At 61.2% G+C, this 19,044-nt stretch carries 17 protein-coding genes; 9 read left to right on the top strand and 8 right to left on the bottom strand.

Annotation, left to right across the window (positions count from 1 at the left end; all coding sequences use genetic code 11):
- The 3 genes from QCE88_RS23015 to QCE88_RS23005 all read right to left on the bottom strand — a co-directional run.
- Window positions 1–783, bottom strand: a 783-nt coding sequence (locus QCE88_RS23015) for an ABC transporter ATP-binding protein (RefSeq protein ID WP_309906457.1), incomplete at its 3' end; no start/stop codon positions are given.
- Window positions 784–816: 33 nt separating this feature from the next.
- Complete coding sequence (locus QCE88_RS23010) at window positions 817–1,917, bottom strand: ABC transporter substrate-binding protein (protein WP_309906455.1); 1,101 nt, start codon at window positions 1,915–1,917, stop codon at window positions 817–819.
- A gap of 51 nt (window positions 1,918–1,968) precedes the next feature.
- Window positions 1,969–3,330 (bottom strand): FAD-binding oxidoreductase, encoded by a 1,362-nt coding sequence (locus tag QCE88_RS23005; RefSeq protein WP_309906580.1) that lies wholly within the window; start codon window positions 3,328–3,330, stop codon window positions 1,969–1,971.
- A 343-nt stretch (window positions 3,331–3,673) separates the two neighbouring features.
- Here QCE88_RS23005 and QCE88_RS23000 point away from each other — a divergent pair, with 343 nt between their 5' ends.
- Complete coding sequence (locus QCE88_RS23000; protein ID WP_309906453.1) at window positions 3,674–4,447, top strand: DeoR family transcriptional regulator; 774 nt, start codon at window positions 3,674–3,676, stop codon at window positions 4,445–4,447.
- Between the two features lie 3 nt (window positions 4,448–4,450).
- Here the strand turns inward: QCE88_RS23000 and QCE88_RS22995 are convergent, their stop codons facing one another.
- Window positions 4,451–4,912 (bottom strand): cupin domain-containing protein, encoded by a 462-nt coding sequence (locus tag QCE88_RS22995; protein WP_309906451.1) that lies wholly within the window; start codon window positions 4,910–4,912, stop codon window positions 4,451–4,453.
- Between the two features lie 140 nt (window positions 4,913–5,052).
- Here QCE88_RS22995 and QCE88_RS22990 point away from each other — a divergent pair, with 140 nt between their 5' ends.
- The 6 genes from QCE88_RS22990 to QCE88_RS22965 all read left to right on the top strand — a co-directional run bounded on the left by QCE88_RS22990 (window position 5,053) and on the right by QCE88_RS22965 (window position 11,639).
- A complete protein-coding gene (locus tag QCE88_RS22990; RefSeq protein WP_309906449.1) occupies window positions 5,053–5,937 on the top strand; it encodes a DMT family transporter in 885 nt (294 codons plus the stop codon).
- A gap of 352 nt (window positions 5,938–6,289) precedes the next feature.
- Window positions 6,290–7,399: a sugar ABC transporter substrate-binding protein gene (locus QCE88_RS22985; protein ID WP_309906446.1), complete on the top strand. Its 1,110-nt coding sequence runs from the start codon at window positions 6,290–6,292 to the stop codon at window positions 7,397–7,399.
- A complete protein-coding gene (locus QCE88_RS22980; RefSeq protein ID WP_309906444.1) occupies window positions 7,399–8,409 on the top strand; it encodes an ABC transporter permease in 1,011 nt (336 codons plus the stop codon). Before QCE88_RS22985 ends, QCE88_RS22980 begins: the two co-directional genes overlap by 1 nt.
- Window positions 8,406–9,215 (top strand): ATP-binding cassette domain-containing protein, encoded by an 810-nt coding sequence (locus tag QCE88_RS22975; RefSeq protein ID WP_309906442.1) that lies wholly within the window; start codon window positions 8,406–8,408, stop codon window positions 9,213–9,215. Before QCE88_RS22980 ends, QCE88_RS22975 begins: the two co-directional genes overlap by 4 nt.
- A gap of 46 nt (window positions 9,216–9,261) precedes the next feature.
- Window positions 9,262–10,005, top strand: a complete 744-nt coding sequence (locus QCE88_RS22970; protein ID WP_309906440.1) for a FadR/GntR family transcriptional regulator — start codon at window positions 9,262–9,264, stop codon at window positions 10,003–10,005.
- A 368-nt stretch (window positions 10,006–10,373) separates the two neighbouring features.
- The gene (locus QCE88_RS22965; protein ID WP_309906438.1) at window positions 10,374–11,639 is read left to right on the top strand and encodes a hypothetical protein; all 1,266 of its coding nucleotides are present in this window, start codon (window positions 10,374–10,376) and stop codon (window positions 11,637–11,639) included.
- A gap of 22 nt (window positions 11,640–11,661) precedes the next feature.
- Here the strand turns inward: QCE88_RS22965 and QCE88_RS22960 are convergent, their stop codons facing one another.
- Window positions 11,662–12,588 (bottom strand): AEC family transporter, encoded by a 927-nt coding sequence (locus tag QCE88_RS22960; protein ID WP_309906436.1) that lies wholly within the window; start codon window positions 12,586–12,588, stop codon window positions 11,662–11,664.
- Between the two features lie 125 nt (window positions 12,589–12,713).
- Window positions 12,714–12,977 carry a hypothetical protein gene (locus QCE88_RS22955; protein ID WP_309906434.1) on the bottom strand — a complete coding sequence of 88 codons (264 nt, stop codon included), beginning with the start codon at window positions 12,975–12,977 and terminating at the stop codon, window positions 12,714–12,716.
- 321 nt (window positions 12,978–13,298) lie between these two features.
- Here QCE88_RS22955 and QCE88_RS22950 point away from each other — a divergent pair, with 321 nt between their 5' ends.
- The gene (locus QCE88_RS22950; RefSeq protein ID WP_309906432.1) at window positions 13,299–13,766 is read left to right on the top strand and encodes a zinc-finger-containing protein; all 468 of its coding nucleotides are present in this window, start codon (window positions 13,299–13,301) and stop codon (window positions 13,764–13,766) included.
- A 146-nt stretch (window positions 13,767–13,912) separates the two neighbouring features.
- Entirely contained in the window at window positions 13,913–14,278 is a 366-nt protein-coding gene (locus tag QCE88_RS22945) for a hypothetical protein (protein WP_309906431.1), read from the top strand.
- Between the two features lie 2,055 nt (window positions 14,279–16,333).
- Here QCE88_RS22945 and QCE88_RS22940 read toward each other — a convergent pair.
- Both QCE88_RS22940 and QCE88_RS22935 read right to left on the bottom strand, forming a co-directional pair.
- A complete protein-coding gene (locus QCE88_RS22940; RefSeq protein WP_309906428.1) occupies window positions 16,334–17,311 on the bottom strand; it encodes a ParB/RepB/Spo0J family partition protein in 978 nt (325 codons plus the stop codon).
- The gene (locus QCE88_RS22935) at window positions 17,308–18,519 is read right to left on the bottom strand and encodes an AAA family ATPase (RefSeq protein ID WP_309906426.1); all 1,212 of its coding nucleotides are present in this window, start codon (window positions 18,517–18,519) and stop codon (window positions 17,308–17,310) included. The genes QCE88_RS22940 and QCE88_RS22935 overlap by 4 nt, the downstream gene beginning before the upstream one ends.
- Window positions 18,520–19,044: the final 525 nt, after the last annotated feature.

Raw genomic sequence — 19,044 nt, 5'->3', positions numbered from 1 at the left:
GATGCCGTGCATCGCGAGGCGCACCTGATCGCCTTCGCGCGACGTGACCTGTGCATCGAGCAGATTCGATTCACCGAGGAAATCCGCCACGAACACATTTTTCGGACGGAAATAGAGATCAGCAGGCGTACCGAGTTGCGCGATCTTGCCCGCATCCATCAAACAGATGCGATCCGACATCGTCATCGCTTCTTCCTGATCGTGCGTCACGTAGATGATCGTCGTGCCCAGATCCCGGTGAATGCGCTTGATCTCCAGCTGCATGTGATCCCGCAGCTTCTTGTCGAGTGCGCCGAGCGGTTCGTCCATCAGGATGATCGACGGCCGGTACACCATGCAGCGCGCCAGGGCGATACGCTGCTGCTGCCCGCCCGACAACTCACGCGGATAGCGCCCCGCCACATGCGGCAGATGCACCATCTCCAGCGCTTCGGCGACGCGCTTCTTCGCGCTGGCCGCATCGACCTTGCGCATCTGCAACGGGAACGCGATGTTCTCCGCCACCGTCATATGCGGAAACAGCGCGTAGTTCTGAAACACCATGCCGATGTCACGGTCGTACGGCGCGCCGTCGGTGACATCGACACCGTTGATACGGATCGAGCCGCCGTCGGCCTGCGCGAGCCCTGCGATGAGGCTCAGCAGCGTGGTCTTGCCCGAGCCGCTCGGGCCCAGCAGCGTCAGGAACTCGCCCTGCGCGACGTCGAGATCGGTCGGCGCGAGCGCGACGAAGTCGCCATAACGCTTGCACAGACCGCTGATCTGGAGATTGATGGTTGCCATGCGGATCTCTTCCTTGATGAACGATGCCAGGCCTTAAGTGAGAATCCAGCGGTTGAAGCGCTCGAGCGCCACGCTTTGATTCTCCTGCCAGTACTTCGCATCGATATGCACGCCGGTCTTCATGTTGTCCGGGAACGTCGGGCAGTTCTTCGCCTGTTCCGGCTTCACATAGTTGAAGGATTCCGGTTGCGTGAGACCCGCCGGGAAGTACTCGACGAGCGCGGCCTGACGCTTCGGGTCGCTGGCGAACTTGATGAACTCACGGCAAGCGTCGGCGTTCGGCGTGCCCTTCAGGATCGCCCAGTTGTCGCAACCCCAGATGTTCTGGTTCCACACGATGCCCACCGGCGCGCCCGCGGCCATCGCCGATTGCGCACGCGAGGCCCACGTCGCCACCATCGCGACTTCGCCCGAGTTGAGCATCTGCTCGACTTGCGCGCCCGTCGTCCACCACACATCCACTTGCTTCGAGATCTTGTCGAGGCTCGCGAACGCGCGATCGAAGTTGATCGGATAGACCTGGCTCGTCGATGCACCATCGGCCATCATCGCTTCTTCGAGCGTATCGAACGGATACTTGCGGATCGAGCGGCGGCCCGGGAAGTCCTTCACATTCCAGAGGTCAGCCCACGAGCTCGGTGCCTTGCGGCCCTTGAACGCATCGGTGCGATAAGCGAGCACGGTCGAATAGACATTGGTGCCCACGCCATACGCCGACATGTATTGCTTCGGAATCTTGGCGATCGTCGGATCGGATTCGAGGCCGTGTTTCTCGAGATATTCCTTGCCGCCCGAGGTCAGCAAGAGAATCGCGGGCTGGCTGATCTTCGCCATGTCCCATGCGTAGCTGCCGGCCTCGACCATGCTCTTGATCTGCGCGGTCGGCTCGGCATTGGCCTGCACGCCCACCACTTCAATGCCGGTCTTCTCGAAGAACGGCTTGTAGTACACCGCGCCATACGCCTTGGTGTAGATGCCGCCGTCGTCGCGCACGACGATGCGCTTGCTGGCCGCGCGCGAGGGCGTCCAGACGAACGGGAATGCGCCGGCCACGACGCCTGCGCCTACGGCCTTGATCGCCGAGCGGCGGGCGGGGTTGAGGATCGTTTTGTCGTTATCGTGCTTGGGCTTCATATAAGTCTCCTGCGGTAAGCGAGGGGCGGTGGTGGCTTGATGATTCAAGAATCAGAGCGGCGCGGCGGGAAAGAGACGCCCCGGGTTCATGAGGTTCGCGGGATCGAGCGCGCGCTTCACGGCACGCATGATCGACAGTTCGGCGGCGGACTTGTAATGCGCCATTTCCGGCAAGCCCGTCTGGCCCACGCCATGTTCCGCGCTGAACGTGCCGCCGAGCGCATGCGCGGCATCGTTCACGGCACGGCGCACGGCAGCGCCAGCGGCCGCCTGGTCGGGCAGCGCGCGCCACGCATCGAAGGTGTACATGGGCACCAGATGGATGTTGCCGTCGCCCATATGGCCGACGATCACGATGCCGATCTCGGCGTCGAGCGCGAGCACCGCTTGCGTAGCACGCTCGATGAACGCAGGCACCGCCGACAGCGGCACCGCGCAATCCGTTGTCAGCCCGATGCCGGCCTTCTTGTTCGCTTCCGTCACGCTGTGCCGCACTTCCCACAGTGCGGCGCGCTGACGGTCGCTGCTCGCGATGATCGCGTCTTCGAGCAAGCCCGCTTCGGCCGCTTCTTCCAGCGTGGCCTGCAACACGCTTTCCATGTCGGAGGCGCCTTGCGTGTCGCCGAGCTCAACGAGCACGTGCCAGTCATGCGCGCCTTCGAGCGGCGCGCGGCGATCCATCACATGCTCGACGACCAATTGCAGTTGCCGTGCGTTCATCAGTTCGAACGCCGAGAGGCGCGAGCCGCAATTGGCCTGGAACATCCCGAGAATCGTCAGCGCGGCTTGCGGGTCGGTCGGCGCGAACCAGGCGAGCGCATGATGCGTCGGCAGCGGATGCAGCTTGAGGGTCGCCGCCGTGATGATGCCGAGCGCGCCTTCCGCGCCAATGAAGAGATGCTTGAGGTCGATGCCAGTATTGTCCTTGCGCAGCCCGCGCAGGCCGTTCCAGATGGTGCCGTCGGCCATGACCACTTCGAGGCCGAGCACGTTCTCGCGCGTATTGCCATAACGGAGCACGCTGGTTCCGCCGGCGTTCGTCGAGAGCGTGCCGCCAATCTGGCACGAACCCTCCGCGCCCAGACTCACCGGATAGAGTCGCGCGACGTCCGCGGCTGCATCCTGCACGGTCTTGAGGACACAGCCCGCTTCCACTTCCATCGAACCGTTCGCTGCATCGATGCCGCGAATGCGGCGCATGCGCGCCAAGCTGACGATGACGGGCGGCACGCCGTGCGCCGCCGGCACCGAGCCGCCGCACAGGCTGGTGTTGCCGCCTTGCGCGAGCAAGGGCACGCCCGCCGCCGCGCACAGGCGCACGACACCCGCGACCTGCTCCGTCGACGACGGCTGCACCACGCACAGCGCGGCACCGCGATAACGCCCGCGAAAGTCCTCGACGAAACCGCCCATGTCCTCCGCCACGGCGATGACCGCGTCATCACCCAGCAGACTGCGCAAACGGCCGATCAACTCAGATTCATCAAACAAGGCAAGCTCCGTTGAGGCGAGATATCCACCCGTTGTTTGAGGCAAGAATAGGAGCGCCAAAATTGAAATAAAATCACAGTGATCGAATAGCGATTACTTTAGTCATGCTGCAACGCATTTTTGCTTAAGTTCAAGGACTTGGAAACTTAAAAACTTATTGCAAACGCCAAAAGAAGGAGCATGCTGGCACCTTGGGTCCAGCCCGCGTTTCGTCGTACACTCGCGCATCCGCCATCACCACACTTTCGCGCCCGCGCGCCTCGCGATGACCTTCGACCCAGCACTCAACGGCAGACAGCGCGCACTGCTCGATCGTGTCGCGCGAGATGGCTTCGCGACCATCGACGACCTCGCCGCGCATTTCCAGGTAACGCCGCAAACCATTCGGCGCGACGTCAACTGGCTCTCGGAACAGAACCTCCTGCGCCGTTACCACGGCGGCGCAAGCACGCTGACCAGTTCGGAAAATACGGCTTATACCGCGCGGCAGCAGATGTATCTGGAGGAGAAGCAGCGCATCGCGCGACGCGTCGCTGCGGAGATCCCGAATCAGGCGACGTTGTTCATCAACCTCGGCACGACCAACGAGGAAGTGGCGCGCGCGTTGTGCCAGCACACGGGTCTGCGCGTCATCACGAACAACCTGAACGTCGCGAACATTCTCGCGGACGGGTCCGACGCCGAGCTGCTGGTGGCGGGCGGCCAGGTGCGCGCGCGCGACAAGGGCGTGGTGGGCGAGCAGGCCGTCGACTTCATTCGCATGTTCAAGGTCGACTTCGGGATCATCGGCATTTCGAGCATCGAGGAAGACGGCACGCTGCGCGACTTCGATATCGCCGAAGTGCGGGTGGCGCAGGCCATCATCGAGCAGTCGCGCACCGTGTTTCTCGCCGCCGATCACTCGAAGTTCGGGCGGGCCGCGCTGGTCAAGCTCGGGCATCTGTCGCAGATCGACGCGCTCTTCACCGACGCCCCGCCGCCCGACTGGATGGCCGACACGCTGGCCGCCGCCGACATCGCCGTGCGCGTGGCGCACTGACGCTCAGTCGTCCGCTATCGGCGAACCGTCCTTGTGCACGAAGCGGCCGTCGGCGTTGGCGCTCATCATGTCGACGTCGGAACACGTCGTAAGATCTTCATAGACACGGCTGCCCACTTCCAGATACACCGCTACCGCGTTCGAACGGTTGATCAGGTGATGACCGTTTCCGGTGCCCTTCGGAAAGGCCGCGCATTCACCGGCGCGCAGTAGGGTCTCGCCTTCGTCTTCGATCAGCACCAGCTCGCCTTCGAGCACCTGAACGAACTCGTCCTCATGCGAATGCCAGTGACGCTGGCTCGACCATCCGCCCGGCGGCAAGTGCATCAGGTTCACGCCGAAGTCGCGCAATCCGCCTGCATCGCCGAGACGCTGACGCGTGCGCGTCGCACACGGCGCGGCGAAGGGCTTCGGATAACCCGATCCCGCGATCTTCGGAACGGCGGCGATATCGACCTTGGGCATGCTGGCTCCTTGCGCTTGCGCATAGGTTGAAGAGCATCGCTCAAATAACCGCGCCTATGCAACCACAGCTTGCCATCGGCGGCACGCTGGGTTGCAATGACGGGCCCGGCTTTCACCCATCAATCAACAAGGACGCGAACATGGTGCAGGATCAACGGCGCTGGCTCACTATCGGCGGTCCCGTCGTGTTCCTGCTGCTCTGGTCAGCGGGCTTTCCGATTGCCAAGACCGGCCTGCACTACGCCTCGCCGCTGACGTTCCTCGCCATTCGCTTCGCGTTGAGCATCGGCGTGCTGCTCGCGGTCTGCGCGATCAAGCGTCCGCGCTGGCCCGCCGATGCACGCGGCTGGCGGCATCTCATCATCGTCGGCTTTCTCGTGCAGGTGATGTACTTCGGGCTCAGCTATCTCTCGATGACCGCAGGCATCGCCACCTCGGTGCTCGCGCTGATCGTTTCGCTCCAGCCGATCCTCGTCGGCGTGCTCGCACCGAAGCTCGTCGGCGAACGCATTGGCGCGCGCCGCTGGATGGGCCTGCTGCTGGGCCTCGCGGGCGCGGCCGGCGTGATCCTCTCGCGCGGACCCTTGCAGGCTTCGTCGCTCGGACCGGTGCTGCTGGCGGTGGGCGCGCTGATCGGCATCACGGGCGCGATGCTCTACGAGAAGCGGCTCGGCACCGCACAGGATCCGCTCACGTCGAATCTCGTGCAATACAGCGTCGGCTTCGTGTTCTGCGCGCCCATGGCGCTGTGCTTCGAACACACGCCCGTTCACTGGACGCCCACGCTCATGGTGACGCTCGCCTACCTCGTGATCGGCAACTCGCTCATCGCCATTACGCTGCTGCTTGCGATGACACGTGCCGGCAAGGTTTCGCAAGTCGCATCGCTGTTCTTTTTCGTGCCGCCCGCCGCTGCCGTGATGTCGTATCTGATACTCGGCGAAGTGCTGCCGGTCAGCGCATGGTGGGCGATGGGCGTGGCAGTGCTGGGCGTGGCCATCGCTACATGGCAGCCACGCGCATAGCGCACCATGCGCATGAAATCGAGGCGTTGCCCATTCTGTGAGAATGCCCGATAAATAGCATGACTATATGCCTGCAATGACCGGGAAAACGCTAATCGCACACGTCGAAAGTGGTGCATATAGTTTGTCTATTGAAGCCGACGCGCGGCATTTCGCTTTTCCCAATTACTAGTTCAAACACGCCGCGTTTTCGCACAATCCTCTCGCGCATTGCCTGCCACGTCATGGTCTCTGGCGGCATCTTTCATCGGTGAAAGATGCCCGCTCATGACGTGCCGCTGAAACCCTGTATCTGAAAGCGATCGACGATCAGTCGACTCATCGACTCACGAAGAACAGACCGGAGGTAGACATGGCGCAGAATCGGGACGACGACACGAAAGACGGCAACGGCTTCATCAATTCGAGCCGGCGCGGGCTCATGCAAGGCGCGGGACTCGGCGCCGCGCTCTCGCTGCTCGGCGGCGTGGCGGGCACCGGCGGGCTGATCTCCAGCGCGCAGGCCGCCGAAGCCGCGTTTCCGCAGCACAAGAAATGGAAGATCGTGTTCGTCAATCACGTGACGACCAACCCGTTCTTCGTGCCGACGCAATACGGCATTCAGGACGCGTGCTCGATGTTTGGCATGGACTATCAATGGACCGGCTCCGCCACGTCCGATGCCGGTGAAATGGTGCGCGCGGTGAACTCCGCCATCGCGGCCAAAGCCGATGCGATCGCCGTGCCCATCGTTGATCCGAACGCTTTCGACAAGCCCATTCAGGCCGCGCTCGACGCCGGCATTCCCGTCTTCGCCTATAACGCCGATGCACCGCGCGGCAAGATCAATCCGCGTCTCGCGTATATCGGCCAGGACCTGTATCAGTCGGGCTACCAGATGGGCGAGCGCATCGCGGGCATGATCGACAGCGGCATGGTCGCGCTGTTCATCGCGACGCCGGGCCAGCTCAACATTCAGCCGCGTCTCGACGGCGCCAGCGACGCCATCAAGAAGTCCGGCAAGAAGATCGACATCCAGACCGTGGCGACGGGCGCGACCGTCAACGAGGAACTCTCGAAGATCAAGGCGTTCTATCTCGGCCACCAGGATCTGAAGGGCATGTTCGCCGTCGATGCAGGCAGCACGCAGGGCGTTGCCCAGGTGATGAAGGAATCGAACCTGCCGTCGAAGGGCGTGCATGGCGGTGGCTTCGATCTGTTGCCGCAGACCATCCAGCTCATCCACGAAGGCTTCCTCGATTTCACCATCGACCAGCAGCCTTATGTGCAGGGTTTCTACACCGTGATGGAAGCGTTCTTGTTCCTCGCCTCGGGCGGCCTGGTCGGGCCGGCGAACATCAACACCGGTCTCAAGTTCGTGACGAAGGACACCGTCGAGCCGTACCTCAATACCTCGACGCGTTATGAAGGCAAGACCACCAAGCCGGAAATCGTGCCGATGAAAGGCGCAATCAAGTCCTGATGAACACGATGAACCAACCTGGCAACGCAGGGACACCCGCGCGGATTGCAGCCCCGCGCGGGGCATGGATGTCGCACTGGGCCCCCGAGCTGCGCATCCTGCTGGTGGCCGTGCTGCTCGCGGCCTACTTCCAGATCGTCAATCACGACTTCCTGTTGAGCGGTCCGAGTCTCGTCAACCTGTCGCAGTTCATCGCGCCGGTGGCGATCATCGCGTTCGGCGAAATCATGCTGATGATCGGCGGCGACATCGATCTGTCAGCGGGCATGGTGTTCGCCTTCGCGCCCTTCATGATGGTGTTCGCCAACGACGCCGGCGCGCCGATGTGGCTCGCGGTGATCGCGGGCCTCGTCGCAGCGGCGATCATCGGCTTCGTCAACGGCGCGGTGACCGTGTATCTGCGCCTGCCTTCGTTCGTGACGACACTCGGCACGCTGTTCCTCATCAACGGCATCACGCTCACGCTGTCGCGCGGCACGCCGGTCGCCACGCCGGGCACGCCGACGTTCGCCAACGTGATGGGCGCGTGGGGCTACAGCGAGATCATCTGGACCGTGGCGATCGCCGTCGTCATGCATACGCTGTTGCGCCACACGCGCTGGGGCCTGCATACGCAGGCGTCGGGTGCGAATGCGCTGGGCGCGAGCGAAGCCGGCATTCAGGTGAACCGGCTGCGGCTCGGTAACTTCGTGCTCGCCGCCGTGCTCGCGGGCTTCACAGGCATTCTCGAAGGCTTTCGCATTACCTCCATCGACCCGCAAGCGGGCGGCAACCAGATCATGTTCCTCGCCGTGGCGGCAGCAGTGATTGGCGGCACGCCGCTGACGGGCGGCTCGGGCACGATCGTCGGCGGCCTGCTCGGCGCGGCGGTGCTCGGCATCCTGAGCGACGGCTTCACGCTGATCGGCATTAATGCGTTCACCTTCAACATCATTCTCGGCGCCGCGATCCTCGCCGCGATGATCTTCAATATTCATGTCGGGCGCATTCGCCGCAAGGGAGCGCGATGATGTCGGAAGCGCAAACGCAAACGCAACCGCAAGCAACCCCGGGCGATCTCGCGCTGCGTGGCGATCACATCGTCAAGCGTTTCGGCGCGGTGACGGCGCTCGACGGCGTGTCGTTCACGCTCGGCAAGGGCGAGATTCTCGGCATTCTCGGCGACAACGGCGCGGGCAAGTCCACGCTCGTCAAGATCCTCACGGGCTTTCATCAGCAGACCGAGGGCGCGCTGCACGTGCATGGCGAGGAGACGCTGCTCAAGTCCGTCGACCATGCGCGTTCGCTCGGCATCGAATGTGTGTATCAGGATCTCGCGCTCGCGAATTCGCTGTCCATCTATCACAACATGTTCCTCAACCGCGAGATCGTGCGGCGCGGGCCTTTCCGTCTCGTCGATCACAAGCAGATGCGCGAACGCGCGGCGCAATTGCTCGACGATATCGGCGTGCATGTGCCTTCCGTCGATCTGCCGGTGGAGCGGCTCTCGGGCGGACAGCGCCAGGCCATCGCGGTGGCGCGCGCCGTGAATTCGAACGCCAGGATCCTGCTGCTCGACGAACCGCTCGCCGCGATGGGCGCGCGCGAGGCCGCGCTCATCATCGACCTGGTGATGCGTCTGAAGGAAAAAGGCGGCCTGTCGATCATCATGATCATGCACAACTATGCGCAGACGCTCGACATCGCGGATCGCATCATGTTGATGCAGCGCGGACGCGTGACTTACGAGCAGCGCAGCGCGAACACGTCGGTCGCGGAGTTGATGGATATCGTGAGACGGGAATACCGGGCGATGCGCGCGACCACGGCGCATTGAGCGTCATCGACGTTTGAGCCAGTCGCGGTGAGCTGGCGGGACCAACATGGATTACCGCAATCCCAAGCAACGCAAGAGCATGCACGGACGCATCGTGCAGGAACTCGGCATGCAGATCGTCAGCGGCGTGTTTGCGCCCGGCCAGCGTCTGCCCGCCGAGCCCGCGCTCTGCGAAAGCTATGGCGTGAGCCGCCCCGTGCTGCGCGAGGCGACCCGCGTGCTGGTCGCCAAGGGGCTGGTGGTGTCGAAGCCGCGTGTGGGCAGCGTCGTGCGGCCGCGCGACGAGTGGCACATGCTCGATCCCGACGTGCTCGTGTGGACCATCAACCGTCTTCCCGAAGGCGAGTTCTTCCGCTCGCTGATGACGGTGCGGCAGGTCATCGAGCCTGCTGCCGCCGCGCTTGCGGCCATCTCCGCTTCCGAAGAGGACATTGCCCGCATCGGCGCGGCATTCGACCGCATGGAACGCGCGCAAACGGCCGATGAGCTGCTGGTGCCCGACCTCGAGTTTCATCGCGCGATCATGACGGCGACGCACAACGACATGCTCGCCTATATCGGCAACATGCTCTCGCTCGCGCTCAGCGAGTCGATCAAGCTGACGAGCCGCCATCCGAACACGCACGCACTGTCATTGCCGCGACACAAAGCGATCTTCACGGCCATCGCCAACCACGATGCGCTCGGCGCGCGGCAAGCCAGCGTCGTGCAACTCGACAATGCCCGCGCCGACGCCAACTCGATCCTCGGCGGCGCCGCACTCGAATCCGCAGGGCCTTACGCACGTTAGGCGTTCGCTGGTTCTTCGCGTGTCATCCCGCGTGATGCGCATCTCAAGTTCATTCCCCCCTCGCCGTAAACCCTGACTAAGACCGGCCGCTGCTGCACGGTCTCCATCCTGCCCCTCCCTTCCCGCACTTTCTATCGTGGAACGGCCATTGGGGTCTTGCGACGAGCACTCCACACAGTCGAGCGCCCTCTCTCCGGCGCGAGATGAAGGTCCATCATCGGTCCGTCCGTTTTTACGGGCGACTCGCGGAACGCGCACCTGGTTCGTGGATATAAAAAAACTGACCATCGGGTAGTGCGTTTCACATGACGAACTTCGAACTTCTTCGTTCCTCTCGCTTACGTTTTCCGCGCGTGCGCGGATCCGCAATGTCTGCCGCCACGCTCGCGATGAGCGTGATGCTCGCCGCATGTGGCGGCGGCGGTGGCGGTGGTGGCAATAGTAGCGATCATGCAGGCACGGCAGCCGCCGCGAGCCCGACATCGAGTGCAAGCGCCTCGTTGACTCCCGGCACCTCCAACCCGACGACTTCCACAGGCAGCGCCGCTGTGTCGCCGACCAATGCGGCGGCCGCGACCAGTCCGGCGACTTCGGTCGTCACTACGCCTGCGCTGGATAACAGCGACGACACGTCGACTGGCCCCGCATCGCCGGCGACGCCGGCTTCATCCGCCCCCGGCGATGTCACGTCGCCCACCATTCCCGTGTCGACGCCGAGGCGCTTCTATGGCGTGAACGGGCACAACAACGAAGGCGGCGCCTACGATATCTCCAGCCCCGCCGTGCAGCTGGCGCAATTGCAGGATCTGGGCGTGAAGTACTACCGCAACGAGGTGTACAGCCAGGGCACCGCGAACAAGCTCGCGAACATCGCTGCGATGATGGACGCAGGCGGCGTGACCGTCTATCCCGTCCTGCTGATGGACTACAGACTCTTCGCCAACGAGACGCAGGCCTATAACGCCGGCTTCGCGCTCGGACAACAGACCGCGACCTCGCGCCGCTATCCCTATTACGAAGTGACCAACGAGATTGAAGCCGAGGCGCTGAGCGGCAATGTCGATGGTGTCTATCCGCAGCAATACGACACAGGCACGTTCAGGATCGTGCGCGGCATCATCCGCGGCATGATTGCGGGCATCAAGTCGGTGGATACGTCGGGCAAGATCATCCTGGGCGGCGGCACGTGGCTGCATTACGGCTTCGCACAGATGCTCGCAGCGGGCATGGAGCCCGATGGCAGCATCAATCATCCCGTGGTGGACTGGGACATCACCGCTTGGCACTGGTACTCGGAGCAAGGCGACATCACGAATGCATGCGGCGGCACCGGATGCCATAACGTATTGCAAGCGCTCAAGGCCTTCGGCAAGCCCATCTGGCTCAACGAAATCGGCGTGCGTCCGAACTACGGGTCCGATCAGGCGATCGCCGCGTACCTGACCGGCAACACGATGATGGCGCAGTTCGTGGCGCTGGCATCGACGTACGATATCGAGTCGGTCCAGACCTACGAGCTCTATGACGACCCTGTCGGCGGCGAAGGCAACTACGGCCTGCTCAAGAACGACGGCGTCACGCCGAAAGCCGCTTACGCCGCGTACAAGAGCTTCGTCGCCGCGCATCCGATGTGATTGAACGGGTCGTGCGCGCTCGCTAAAGGATGGCGATCCAGGCGAGCAACGTGACGATGGAGAGCAGCGTGGTCATCGATATGACCGCGCCCACGACATGCTTCTCGATGTCGTATTCCACCGCGAGCACATACGCGCTCTTCGCGGTGGGCACCGCCGCGCAGACCACGGCGGCGACCGTCGCCGTGTGACCGAGGCCGGTCGCGAGACAGAGCGCGTAGACGACGAGCGGCACGATCGCGAGCTTCAGGGCCGTGAGCAGCGCGTAGTAGCCGAGCCGCTCGCGCAGTTCGCCAATGGTCAGATCCAGTCCGATGGCGAACAACGCGCAGGGCGTCAACGCTTCGCCGAGGATCGTCAGGAAGGCATCGACCGGTGCGGGCAGCCGGACGCCGATCACGGACCAGAGCAAGCCAGCGAGGGTCGCGAGGATCACCGGGTTGGTCGCGATCTGGCGGATCAGTGCACCGGTACGCACGGTCCGCGAGGCATCGCGACGGCCTAGTTCCAGCAACACGACCAGCACCGGAAACATGATGGCGCCGACGAACACGGTGGCCACCGCTGCCGCGAGCACGCCCGGCTGTCCATAGAGTGTCTTGAGAATCGGCAGCGCGACGAAACCCGTGTTGGTCATGGCCACCGCGGCGGCGAGCATGGCGCTCGTGCCCAGGTTCATGCGCGCGGGGCAAGCGATGCGCGTAGCGGTCATCACGGCCGCGAAACAGAGCATCGAGCCGCCGCCGAATGCCGCGAGGAAGCGCCATTCGAGCAGCGAGTGCAGCGGCTCTTTCGCGATCGTGACGAAGACCAGCGCGGGCATCGCCACGTAATAAGCGAAGCGCATCAGCGCGGCCGCGAGCGTGCGAGGCATGTAGCCGGACACGCCCGCCAGCCATCCCGTGACGATGATCGCGAAGATCGGAAGAATCATTCCGGCAAGATGCATGGCGGCTCCGACAGGAAAGGCGGACCTGCCCGCAGGCGCGTGGATGCCTTGCGGTGATTCGCCACCATTATCGGAGAAAAGCCTCCTGCACCGCGCCGTGTTGCGCAATCACCTGCTTGCAGACTTCACTGACCGCTATAGATATTGCAGCTCAGTCCGATGACGCACGCCTGATTCGTGCTCGGGGTCCATGCGTCGCGCGAAGTGCCGCTGGCCTTGCTCGTCGACATCGTTCCGCCATAGCTCATATCGGACATGCTGTTGCTTTGAGTGGTTTGCTGCTGCGCCGCGCCTGGATCCGGCGCCATCTGCATGTCCTGCGCTTGAACCGCGGCGCTCATCGCGAGCGCGAGCGCCACCGCAGCGGCGTAGAGGAAGGTTGCTTTCATTGCCGTCACCTCATTGATCGAGTCATCCCATTCGGAGCCGCAAGCTTGCGACAGGCTTGCAGCCTGAACCCTGCATGGCCGCGTCGAGCGGACTTCTTGTTTCATGCGGTTGAGAGAACGCATTCATACGCTATACCGTCGGACGGCGAATTCAATTCCCGATCCGCTCGAGTCATGGCTGGCAAGCACGACGTCGGAGGGGCGGGCGGACTGGTTTAAGCAGACGATGAGTCCCGCACGAAAGGGCTGTCCGGCTGGCACGCTGACGAAGCTTGCGATCGACTTTGCTATATTGGTTTTCCCGCTTTGGAGTTGCTTGCAATGCGAGTCGGCCGACCTGTCAAACCGCTTCCTCATCCCGACTGCGATTATTGCGGCGCGCCCGCGATGCTCGCTCGCATGGGCGACGAGCCGTATCCCTATCGTGACGATCACGGTCCGCTCTGGATGTGCGTGCCGTGCCAGGCGTGGATCGGCATTTTCGCGCGCAGCACGCGCCATGTTCCGCTGGGCAGGCTCGCGGATGCCCCTTTGCGCGATCTCAAAGTGAAGCTGCACGCAGCGCTCGAGCCGCTCGTGCAGGCGAAGGTACGCCGCGATGGCTGCAACGTGTTCGAGGCGCGTTCCAAGGGCATGAAGTGGCTCGCGCAGGCGATCGGAGTCGAGCCCGACAAGTGCAGCATTCACGCGCTCGATGCTGAACAGTGCGAACGTGCGATTGCAATCGTCGAGGCATTTGAAAAAGAGCGCGGCACGCCCCCTTCAGATTCTGCGGACGACGATCGTTAACCTGAAAACGATCAACCATCGGCCTTCGCATGTCACGCACCCTCCCCTTTCAGCGCTCGCCGCAAGCGACGCGCGCACGGCTCAGCAAGGCTCAGCTACTCCCCATCCCGCGCGCCATCGCTGACGAGCTCGCGCTCGGCGCGCACATGGCGCTGGCGGCGTTGCGTTCGGGATCGCAGGATATCGCGCCTGCGCAGAGCATCACCGAAGCCATGCTTCTTGCGAAGTTTCTCGCGGAAGCGGGACACGGCGATTTCTCACAGGAAGAACTGATACTCGCCGATCAGACGATGGCCTCCGTCTTCGATGCCGCGCGAACGTCCGGACATTGGACATTGCCGGTTGAGGGCTTCGATCGGCTCGCTGCTATCGTGTCTCTCTATGATCACCAGTTGCGTCGCGCCACACTGGGTGCGCTTTCGATCGCAAGCGAGCGGCTGGAGCGGTTCAAGGCGGGTGAGCCCTATCAAGCCTGTCAGCCTGTGCAGGCGCGAGGAGCCGTGGGGGTTTGAGGGTGGGCGGTTTCTTCGGATCTCTGATGTGCTCTTCGGGCAGGTGATTCGCGAGTGAGGTCGTCGGGTCTTTCGGGGCTTTTACGTCTTGGGACCGCACACGTCGTGTATCGCTGCGGGCTGGATTGTCGCTTTTGGCGCGGGGTAGGGTCTAGGGGTAAGCAGTGGGGAACCGTCTTACGCGCGCTGGAATGTGGCGAACCGCGTGCGGTTACGTGCGCGGACTCTGCGCTGGTACGTGAGAGTTGGCTGGCCGTGCATCGGGTCGCTTAACGTTCAGCTTTGAATGCTCGGGTGAGCTTCGCTGGGTTGCTCGGGCGCGTCACGTGTTCCCGCGCAGCAGAGGGGTGCCAGGTGGTCAACCGCCAGACGTTCGCGTTACTTGTCAGCGGCGCTCCAAAGCATCAATGTTTTCGTGGAAATATACTTCCCGCCAACCAGGTATTTGGCAGGTGAATAAACCGCCGTTACGCTGAATGTATCGTTTGATACGTTTTTAGAATGTATTGAGCCTCCGCTCCGATTTCCACCGCCAGGTTGCTCAATTTCTGGTCACCAAAGCGAATCGCAAGCGATTTTCCGTGAAACAAGTTCAGGAAACGCATTCAACTTGTTGATTTATATAATAAAAATCGACTTTCGGATAGTTTTTGTATGTTTCACGGAGTGTGCGAAGGAGCTTGGTCGGACCGTCTTAGGCATCGCGTCAATCTGACATCCCACACAACCTTTCCGTCATCGTCTGCGCGATGCTGTTCGGCTCCGTCGTCTGGATAATGCTGCAATTCTCGCTCGCAGAGGCGCTGCACCGCGCTTCTCGCCAAGCGGAAAGAAGATCTAAAACGGTTTCTTTTAAACAATTGAAAGGGCATCAAATCTGATGCTCTTTTCTTGGCGCCATTAGCGCATGCGCCCCCGCCATTAGCCAAATGGTCGCCCTTCCAGGGACCGTGAAGGTCTCAACCCAGACACGGGTTCTGGACCTTGCTGGAGCATGTCGAGGTGACGCATTGGTCTGAGATCTGAAGGCCGCCTTGCGTTAGTCTGCGGCTCGGACACAAACGAAACCGGAATTTGGCTGTTGGGGGTATCGCATCCACCGAGGCAAGAAGTCAGCGAACTAAGGTGTTCATGGCGAGTGCGTCGAACGTACATATCCGCGACGGATCAAGCCCGAGCGCTCGGTTCCCTTTCACGACAGCTTGAGAGATCTCCTGGGTGACCGGTAGCTAGAGGGAACTGGCGTAGCGTTAATTCGGTTTCCGGCGAATCTTTGTGGCTCGTGAAGTAACTGGCGGACGCTGTTATGCGCCGAGAGGGAAATGGCATGGCATGGTGTCTTTCCGAACGCGAAGGTGGATTCCGCCGTAACACGCTTGCGAGGCTTTTCTGGTCAATTGTTTAGTCTGCGGCGACGCATGAAATTAATGCGCCCTGCCAATGAGCGAACCGCAATATGGCTAATCCTTTCGCTGGGGTGCCACCAAGAATCACTATGTGTCCGAATTCAGACACTTCTCTTTGCGAATGTCCTGTTGCAAACACCAGCGTCTCGTCCTCACCGAGATTTGCTTCGCTAGCGTGGTCGTGACTGTCCGAATTCGGACAGCCACGACCACCCTCGGTTGCCGTGCTGCTGCTTGGTAAAGATGTCTCAGCGCAGGAATAGGCGGGCTCTCAGATCTTTGCGGTAGACATACCCGTGGTCGGTGCGAGATCCGTTCCAGATGCTCACTCGCAAATCGACGGCTCCAGTAATACGCCGAGCGCCACCACCAAGCAGAGACCTCACTGTCCGAATTCGGACACATGCTTCCAAGCACCCCGCTGCGCTACCCACGAAACGCTTGGGGCTGTCCGAATTCGGACACTCGCTCTCCACAGACCCGCCACAGTGACCACGCTTCGAATCGCCTAAAGCTGTCCGAATTCGGACACTCACTCTTCACAACCCCGCCCCAATACCACTTCGAACTCTGAAACTGTCCGAATCCGGACACTAAATCGAGTAGCACCACGCGCGCCCAATAAAAAACCCGCCGGAGCGGGTTTTGATCATTCGGACTGGACCGAGAACATCTTGCCTATGTGTTCTCTCAGTTGATTTTCCTGTTCCTCCGTGACCACGCCTGCTTTGAACTTGAAAGTAAGACCCTTGACATCCTTTGTAATGCTGCCCGCCTGAACCTTCCCTGCGAAAATCTTGAGGATGCTTCTGCCGCCGGCGTCGCTTGTCGGATTCCCACGCGTCGCCTGGGCATTCATGCTTGCGGCCACCTTAGTCTGTACAAGATCTCCTGACACCACCTGCGGCCATAGCTCTTGAAGAGACTTCAATCCCTGCTCACCGGTTTTCTTGAGTGCATTAGCGATATCCTGGGCCGACGACGCACCTAGCACCGAAGGCTTAAGATCCAGGTCGCGCTTTACGAAATCAGGCAATGCGTCATACGCGAGGAACCGATACAGGTCGCTTCGCGAGATTCCCATTGCCTCGGCGAGCCGCGTTCGATTGGGGAATTCCGATTCCGCCCGACGTATGGCAATCGCAATTTCGTAATCAGAGAGATCGTCACGAGTGACGTTCTCCATCAGCGCCAATGCGGCCATATCCTGATCCGTGCATTCGATCACCACAGCACGAACCGTTTCGCGATTGATCAGCTTGTGCGCTCGCCAACGTCGCTCGCCCGCTACGAGTTGAAACGAATCGCCAACGCGACGAACCGTAACCGCCTGCAAAAGCCCAACCTCATTAATCGAGCGAGCAAGCTCTGAAAGCTTTGCTTCATTGAATTGCCGACGCGGTTGCCATGGGTTCGGCACAATCTCATCGACCCGAATCTCCGTTTCGACACCCCGCGCCTCGAGTTCCTGAATCCGCAATTGGGCCGCGGCCAAGGCGCTCGTAATCCCCGGCATCGTCTGCGGGCCACGATTCGTCTTATCCTTTTTGGCCTCCCCCTTGAAATCAGCAGGCTTCGGCAGATTGGCCGTCTTGGCCATGAGTTGTTCGCGTATGTTATTGCTCATGCCGACTCCTTCCAGGATTTCACAAACATGTCGTCTAGCCACTTGGCATATTGCATCATCGGCTGTCGGACACGCTGAAGCGACTTCGCCGTTGAGTGTGTGCTCACTACATCCAGCGCAGTCGAAAAAGACAAAGCGCCGCCGCTCATCACGGAACTCGACGGAATCTCAAAGGGATCGAGCCACCGGCCATATGCACTCTGCGCCCATTGTCGAACTACCGGCGCCGACGATGTCTTCCCATAGTCCACCTTCGACAACAGGATGGAGATAAAGTCATAGACCTTGTCTTCCTCGTAGGGAAGGAAGTCTTCGGCAACATCGGAGAAAAGACGCCAGAAAGCCAGAGAACTGATGAAGTCGAGGTTCTCGGGAATCATCGGCATGAGCAACGCGTCGGCGGCCAGTAGCGCGTTCAGATTCATATAGGACAGGGACGGCGACGTGTCGATCAAAATGTAGTCGTACTGTGATCGAAGCGGCTCGAGTCCTTCGCGAAGCACAGACCAGAACCGATAACCTTGAATCGTCTTCTGACGCGCAGGCAACAGAAACTCCGCGCCGTAGAGAAAGGTATGGCCCGGAATGATGTCGAGGCCGTCCCAGTACGTCGACTGAACGCTCGCGCCCAGACCGCCCTCTACGTTCTGGTCATATATATAGGGCAGAACGGTGTCGTCGCCTGAGATCTCTTTTTCGGCATAGAGACCGCACAATTCTGAAGCCGACGCTTGCGGATCGAGATCGACGAGCAGCACCTTGCGTCCCAGCAAGGTCAGCGCCTGTGCAAGGCAAACCGTCGTCGTCGTTTTCGCCGACCCGCCCTTCAATTGAGCCGTCGTCAGCACCTTGCCCCGAAATGCGCCATCGCCTTCGTCGAGGCGCGTCTGATAAATATCAGAGGCCATCTTCACCCACATCCGGACCTCCGGCAGCGTAAATGTACGGCTTCGGCCTGTTCCGTTGAGCGTGCCCGCGGGCAGCCCGCCTTCTCCCTTCGTGACAAGATATTGAATCTGCTGCCGCGTCAGGTTGCACATCTCAGCCAGCTCGCTGATCGTGTAGTAGGGCGCCACCTTCCGCGGCCGGGGCGCCAGGATCTGTTCCCGCAGATTGTCCGAGAAGGGTTCCAGGTTGTCTGCGAACTCCGCGACTTCGCGAAGCGTGACCTTGCGGTCTTCCATCGGTAGCGTGCCAACGTTAGCCATTCTGCGCTTTCTCCATGTATTGACGTCGAAGCGCAGAATACACGAATATGTGTAAACGAGGTTGTAGCGCCGCGAGATTTCAGGATTTTCCACTCCCGAAACACCTCAAACCCTTGATTTTACTGAGGCTTCGTATCCCATCCGTATGGTTACGACGCAAGCCGATCAAGCCGCGCGCACACCAAATTCTTCGCCTCAAATAGCCCGCAACAGTATCCGCACAAAAAGCACCCCGGGGGCGGTTTTTGTGCGCGCATTCTCGAAGCTGAAATAATCATTCTTTTCAGTGACTTAGCGCAGGCACATGATGCACAACTTGATCATCTTCGGACGTGTTCGTTTAGTTATTTTGTAAACCTTAAACTCGCAAACCTACAAACAGAGATCGGTAAACCCTTTCAAATCAAGCGATCGGCCTGTAGATAGGGACGGTTTTTGTGACCAGCAGGGCGGTTTTTGTGCTGGCGTAAACGCTTTTTGGGCGACCCGGGACGGATTTTGTGTCGACCGGGGCGGAAATTGTGC

Source organism: Caballeronia sp. LZ035 (assembly GCF_031451175.1).
Lineage (GTDB): Bacteria > Pseudomonadota > Gammaproteobacteria > Burkholderiales > Burkholderiaceae > Caballeronia.
Note: the sequence above shows the minus strand (reverse complement) of the source record. Positions and strands in the feature narration are given on the sequence as shown.

Coding starts and splice junctions, on each gene's coding strand:
- QCE88_RS22975 (WP_309906442.1), top strand. CDS start 8,406: ATGATGTCGGAAGCGCAAACGCAAACGCAACCGCAAGCAACCCCGGGC.
- QCE88_RS22950 (WP_309906432.1), top strand. CDS start 13,299: ATGCGAGTCGGCCGACCTGTCAAACCGCTTCCTCATCCCGACTGCGAT.
- QCE88_RS22995 (WP_309906451.1), bottom strand. CDS start 4,912: ATGCCCAAGGTCGATATCGCCGCCGTTCCGAAGATCGCGGGATCGGGT.
- QCE88_RS22980 (WP_309906444.1), top strand. CDS start 7,399: ATGAACACGATGAACCAACCTGGCAACGCAGGGACACCCGCGCGGATT.
- QCE88_RS23005 (WP_309906580.1), bottom strand. CDS start 3,330: ATGGGCGGTTTCGTCGAGGACTTTCGCGGGCGTTATCGCGGTGCCGCG.
- QCE88_RS22965 (WP_309906438.1), top strand. CDS start 10,374: ATGTCTGCCGCCACGCTCGCGATGAGCGTGATGCTCGCCGCATGTGGC.
- QCE88_RS22990 (WP_309906449.1), top strand. CDS start 5,053: ATGGTGCAGGATCAACGGCGCTGGCTCACTATCGGCGGTCCCGTCGTG.
- QCE88_RS22960 (WP_309906436.1), bottom strand. CDS start 12,588: ATGCATCTTGCCGGAATGATTCTTCCGATCTTCGCGATCATCGTCACG.
- QCE88_RS22935 (WP_309906426.1), bottom strand. CDS start 18,519: ATGGCTAACGTTGGCACGCTACCGATGGAAGACCGCAAGGTCACGCTT.
- QCE88_RS22970 (WP_309906440.1), top strand. CDS start 9,262: ATGGATTACCGCAATCCCAAGCAACGCAAGAGCATGCACGGACGCATC.
- QCE88_RS22945 (WP_309906431.1), top strand. CDS start 13,913: ATGGCGCTGGCGGCGTTGCGTTCGGGATCGCAGGATATCGCGCCTGCG.
- QCE88_RS22985 (WP_309906446.1), top strand. CDS start 6,290: ATGGCGCAGAATCGGGACGACGACACGAAAGACGGCAACGGCTTCATC.
- QCE88_RS22955 (WP_309906434.1), bottom strand. CDS start 12,977: ATGAAAGCAACCTTCCTCTACGCCGCTGCGGTGGCGCTCGCGCTCGCG.
- QCE88_RS22940 (WP_309906428.1), bottom strand. CDS start 17,311: ATGAGCAATAACATACGCGAACAACTCATGGCCAAGACGGCCAATCTG.
- QCE88_RS23000 (WP_309906453.1), top strand. CDS start 3,674: ATGACCTTCGACCCAGCACTCAACGGCAGACAGCGCGCACTGCTCGAT.
- QCE88_RS23010 (WP_309906455.1), bottom strand. CDS start 1,917: ATGAAGCCCAAGCACGATAACGACAAAACGATCCTCAACCCCGCCCGC.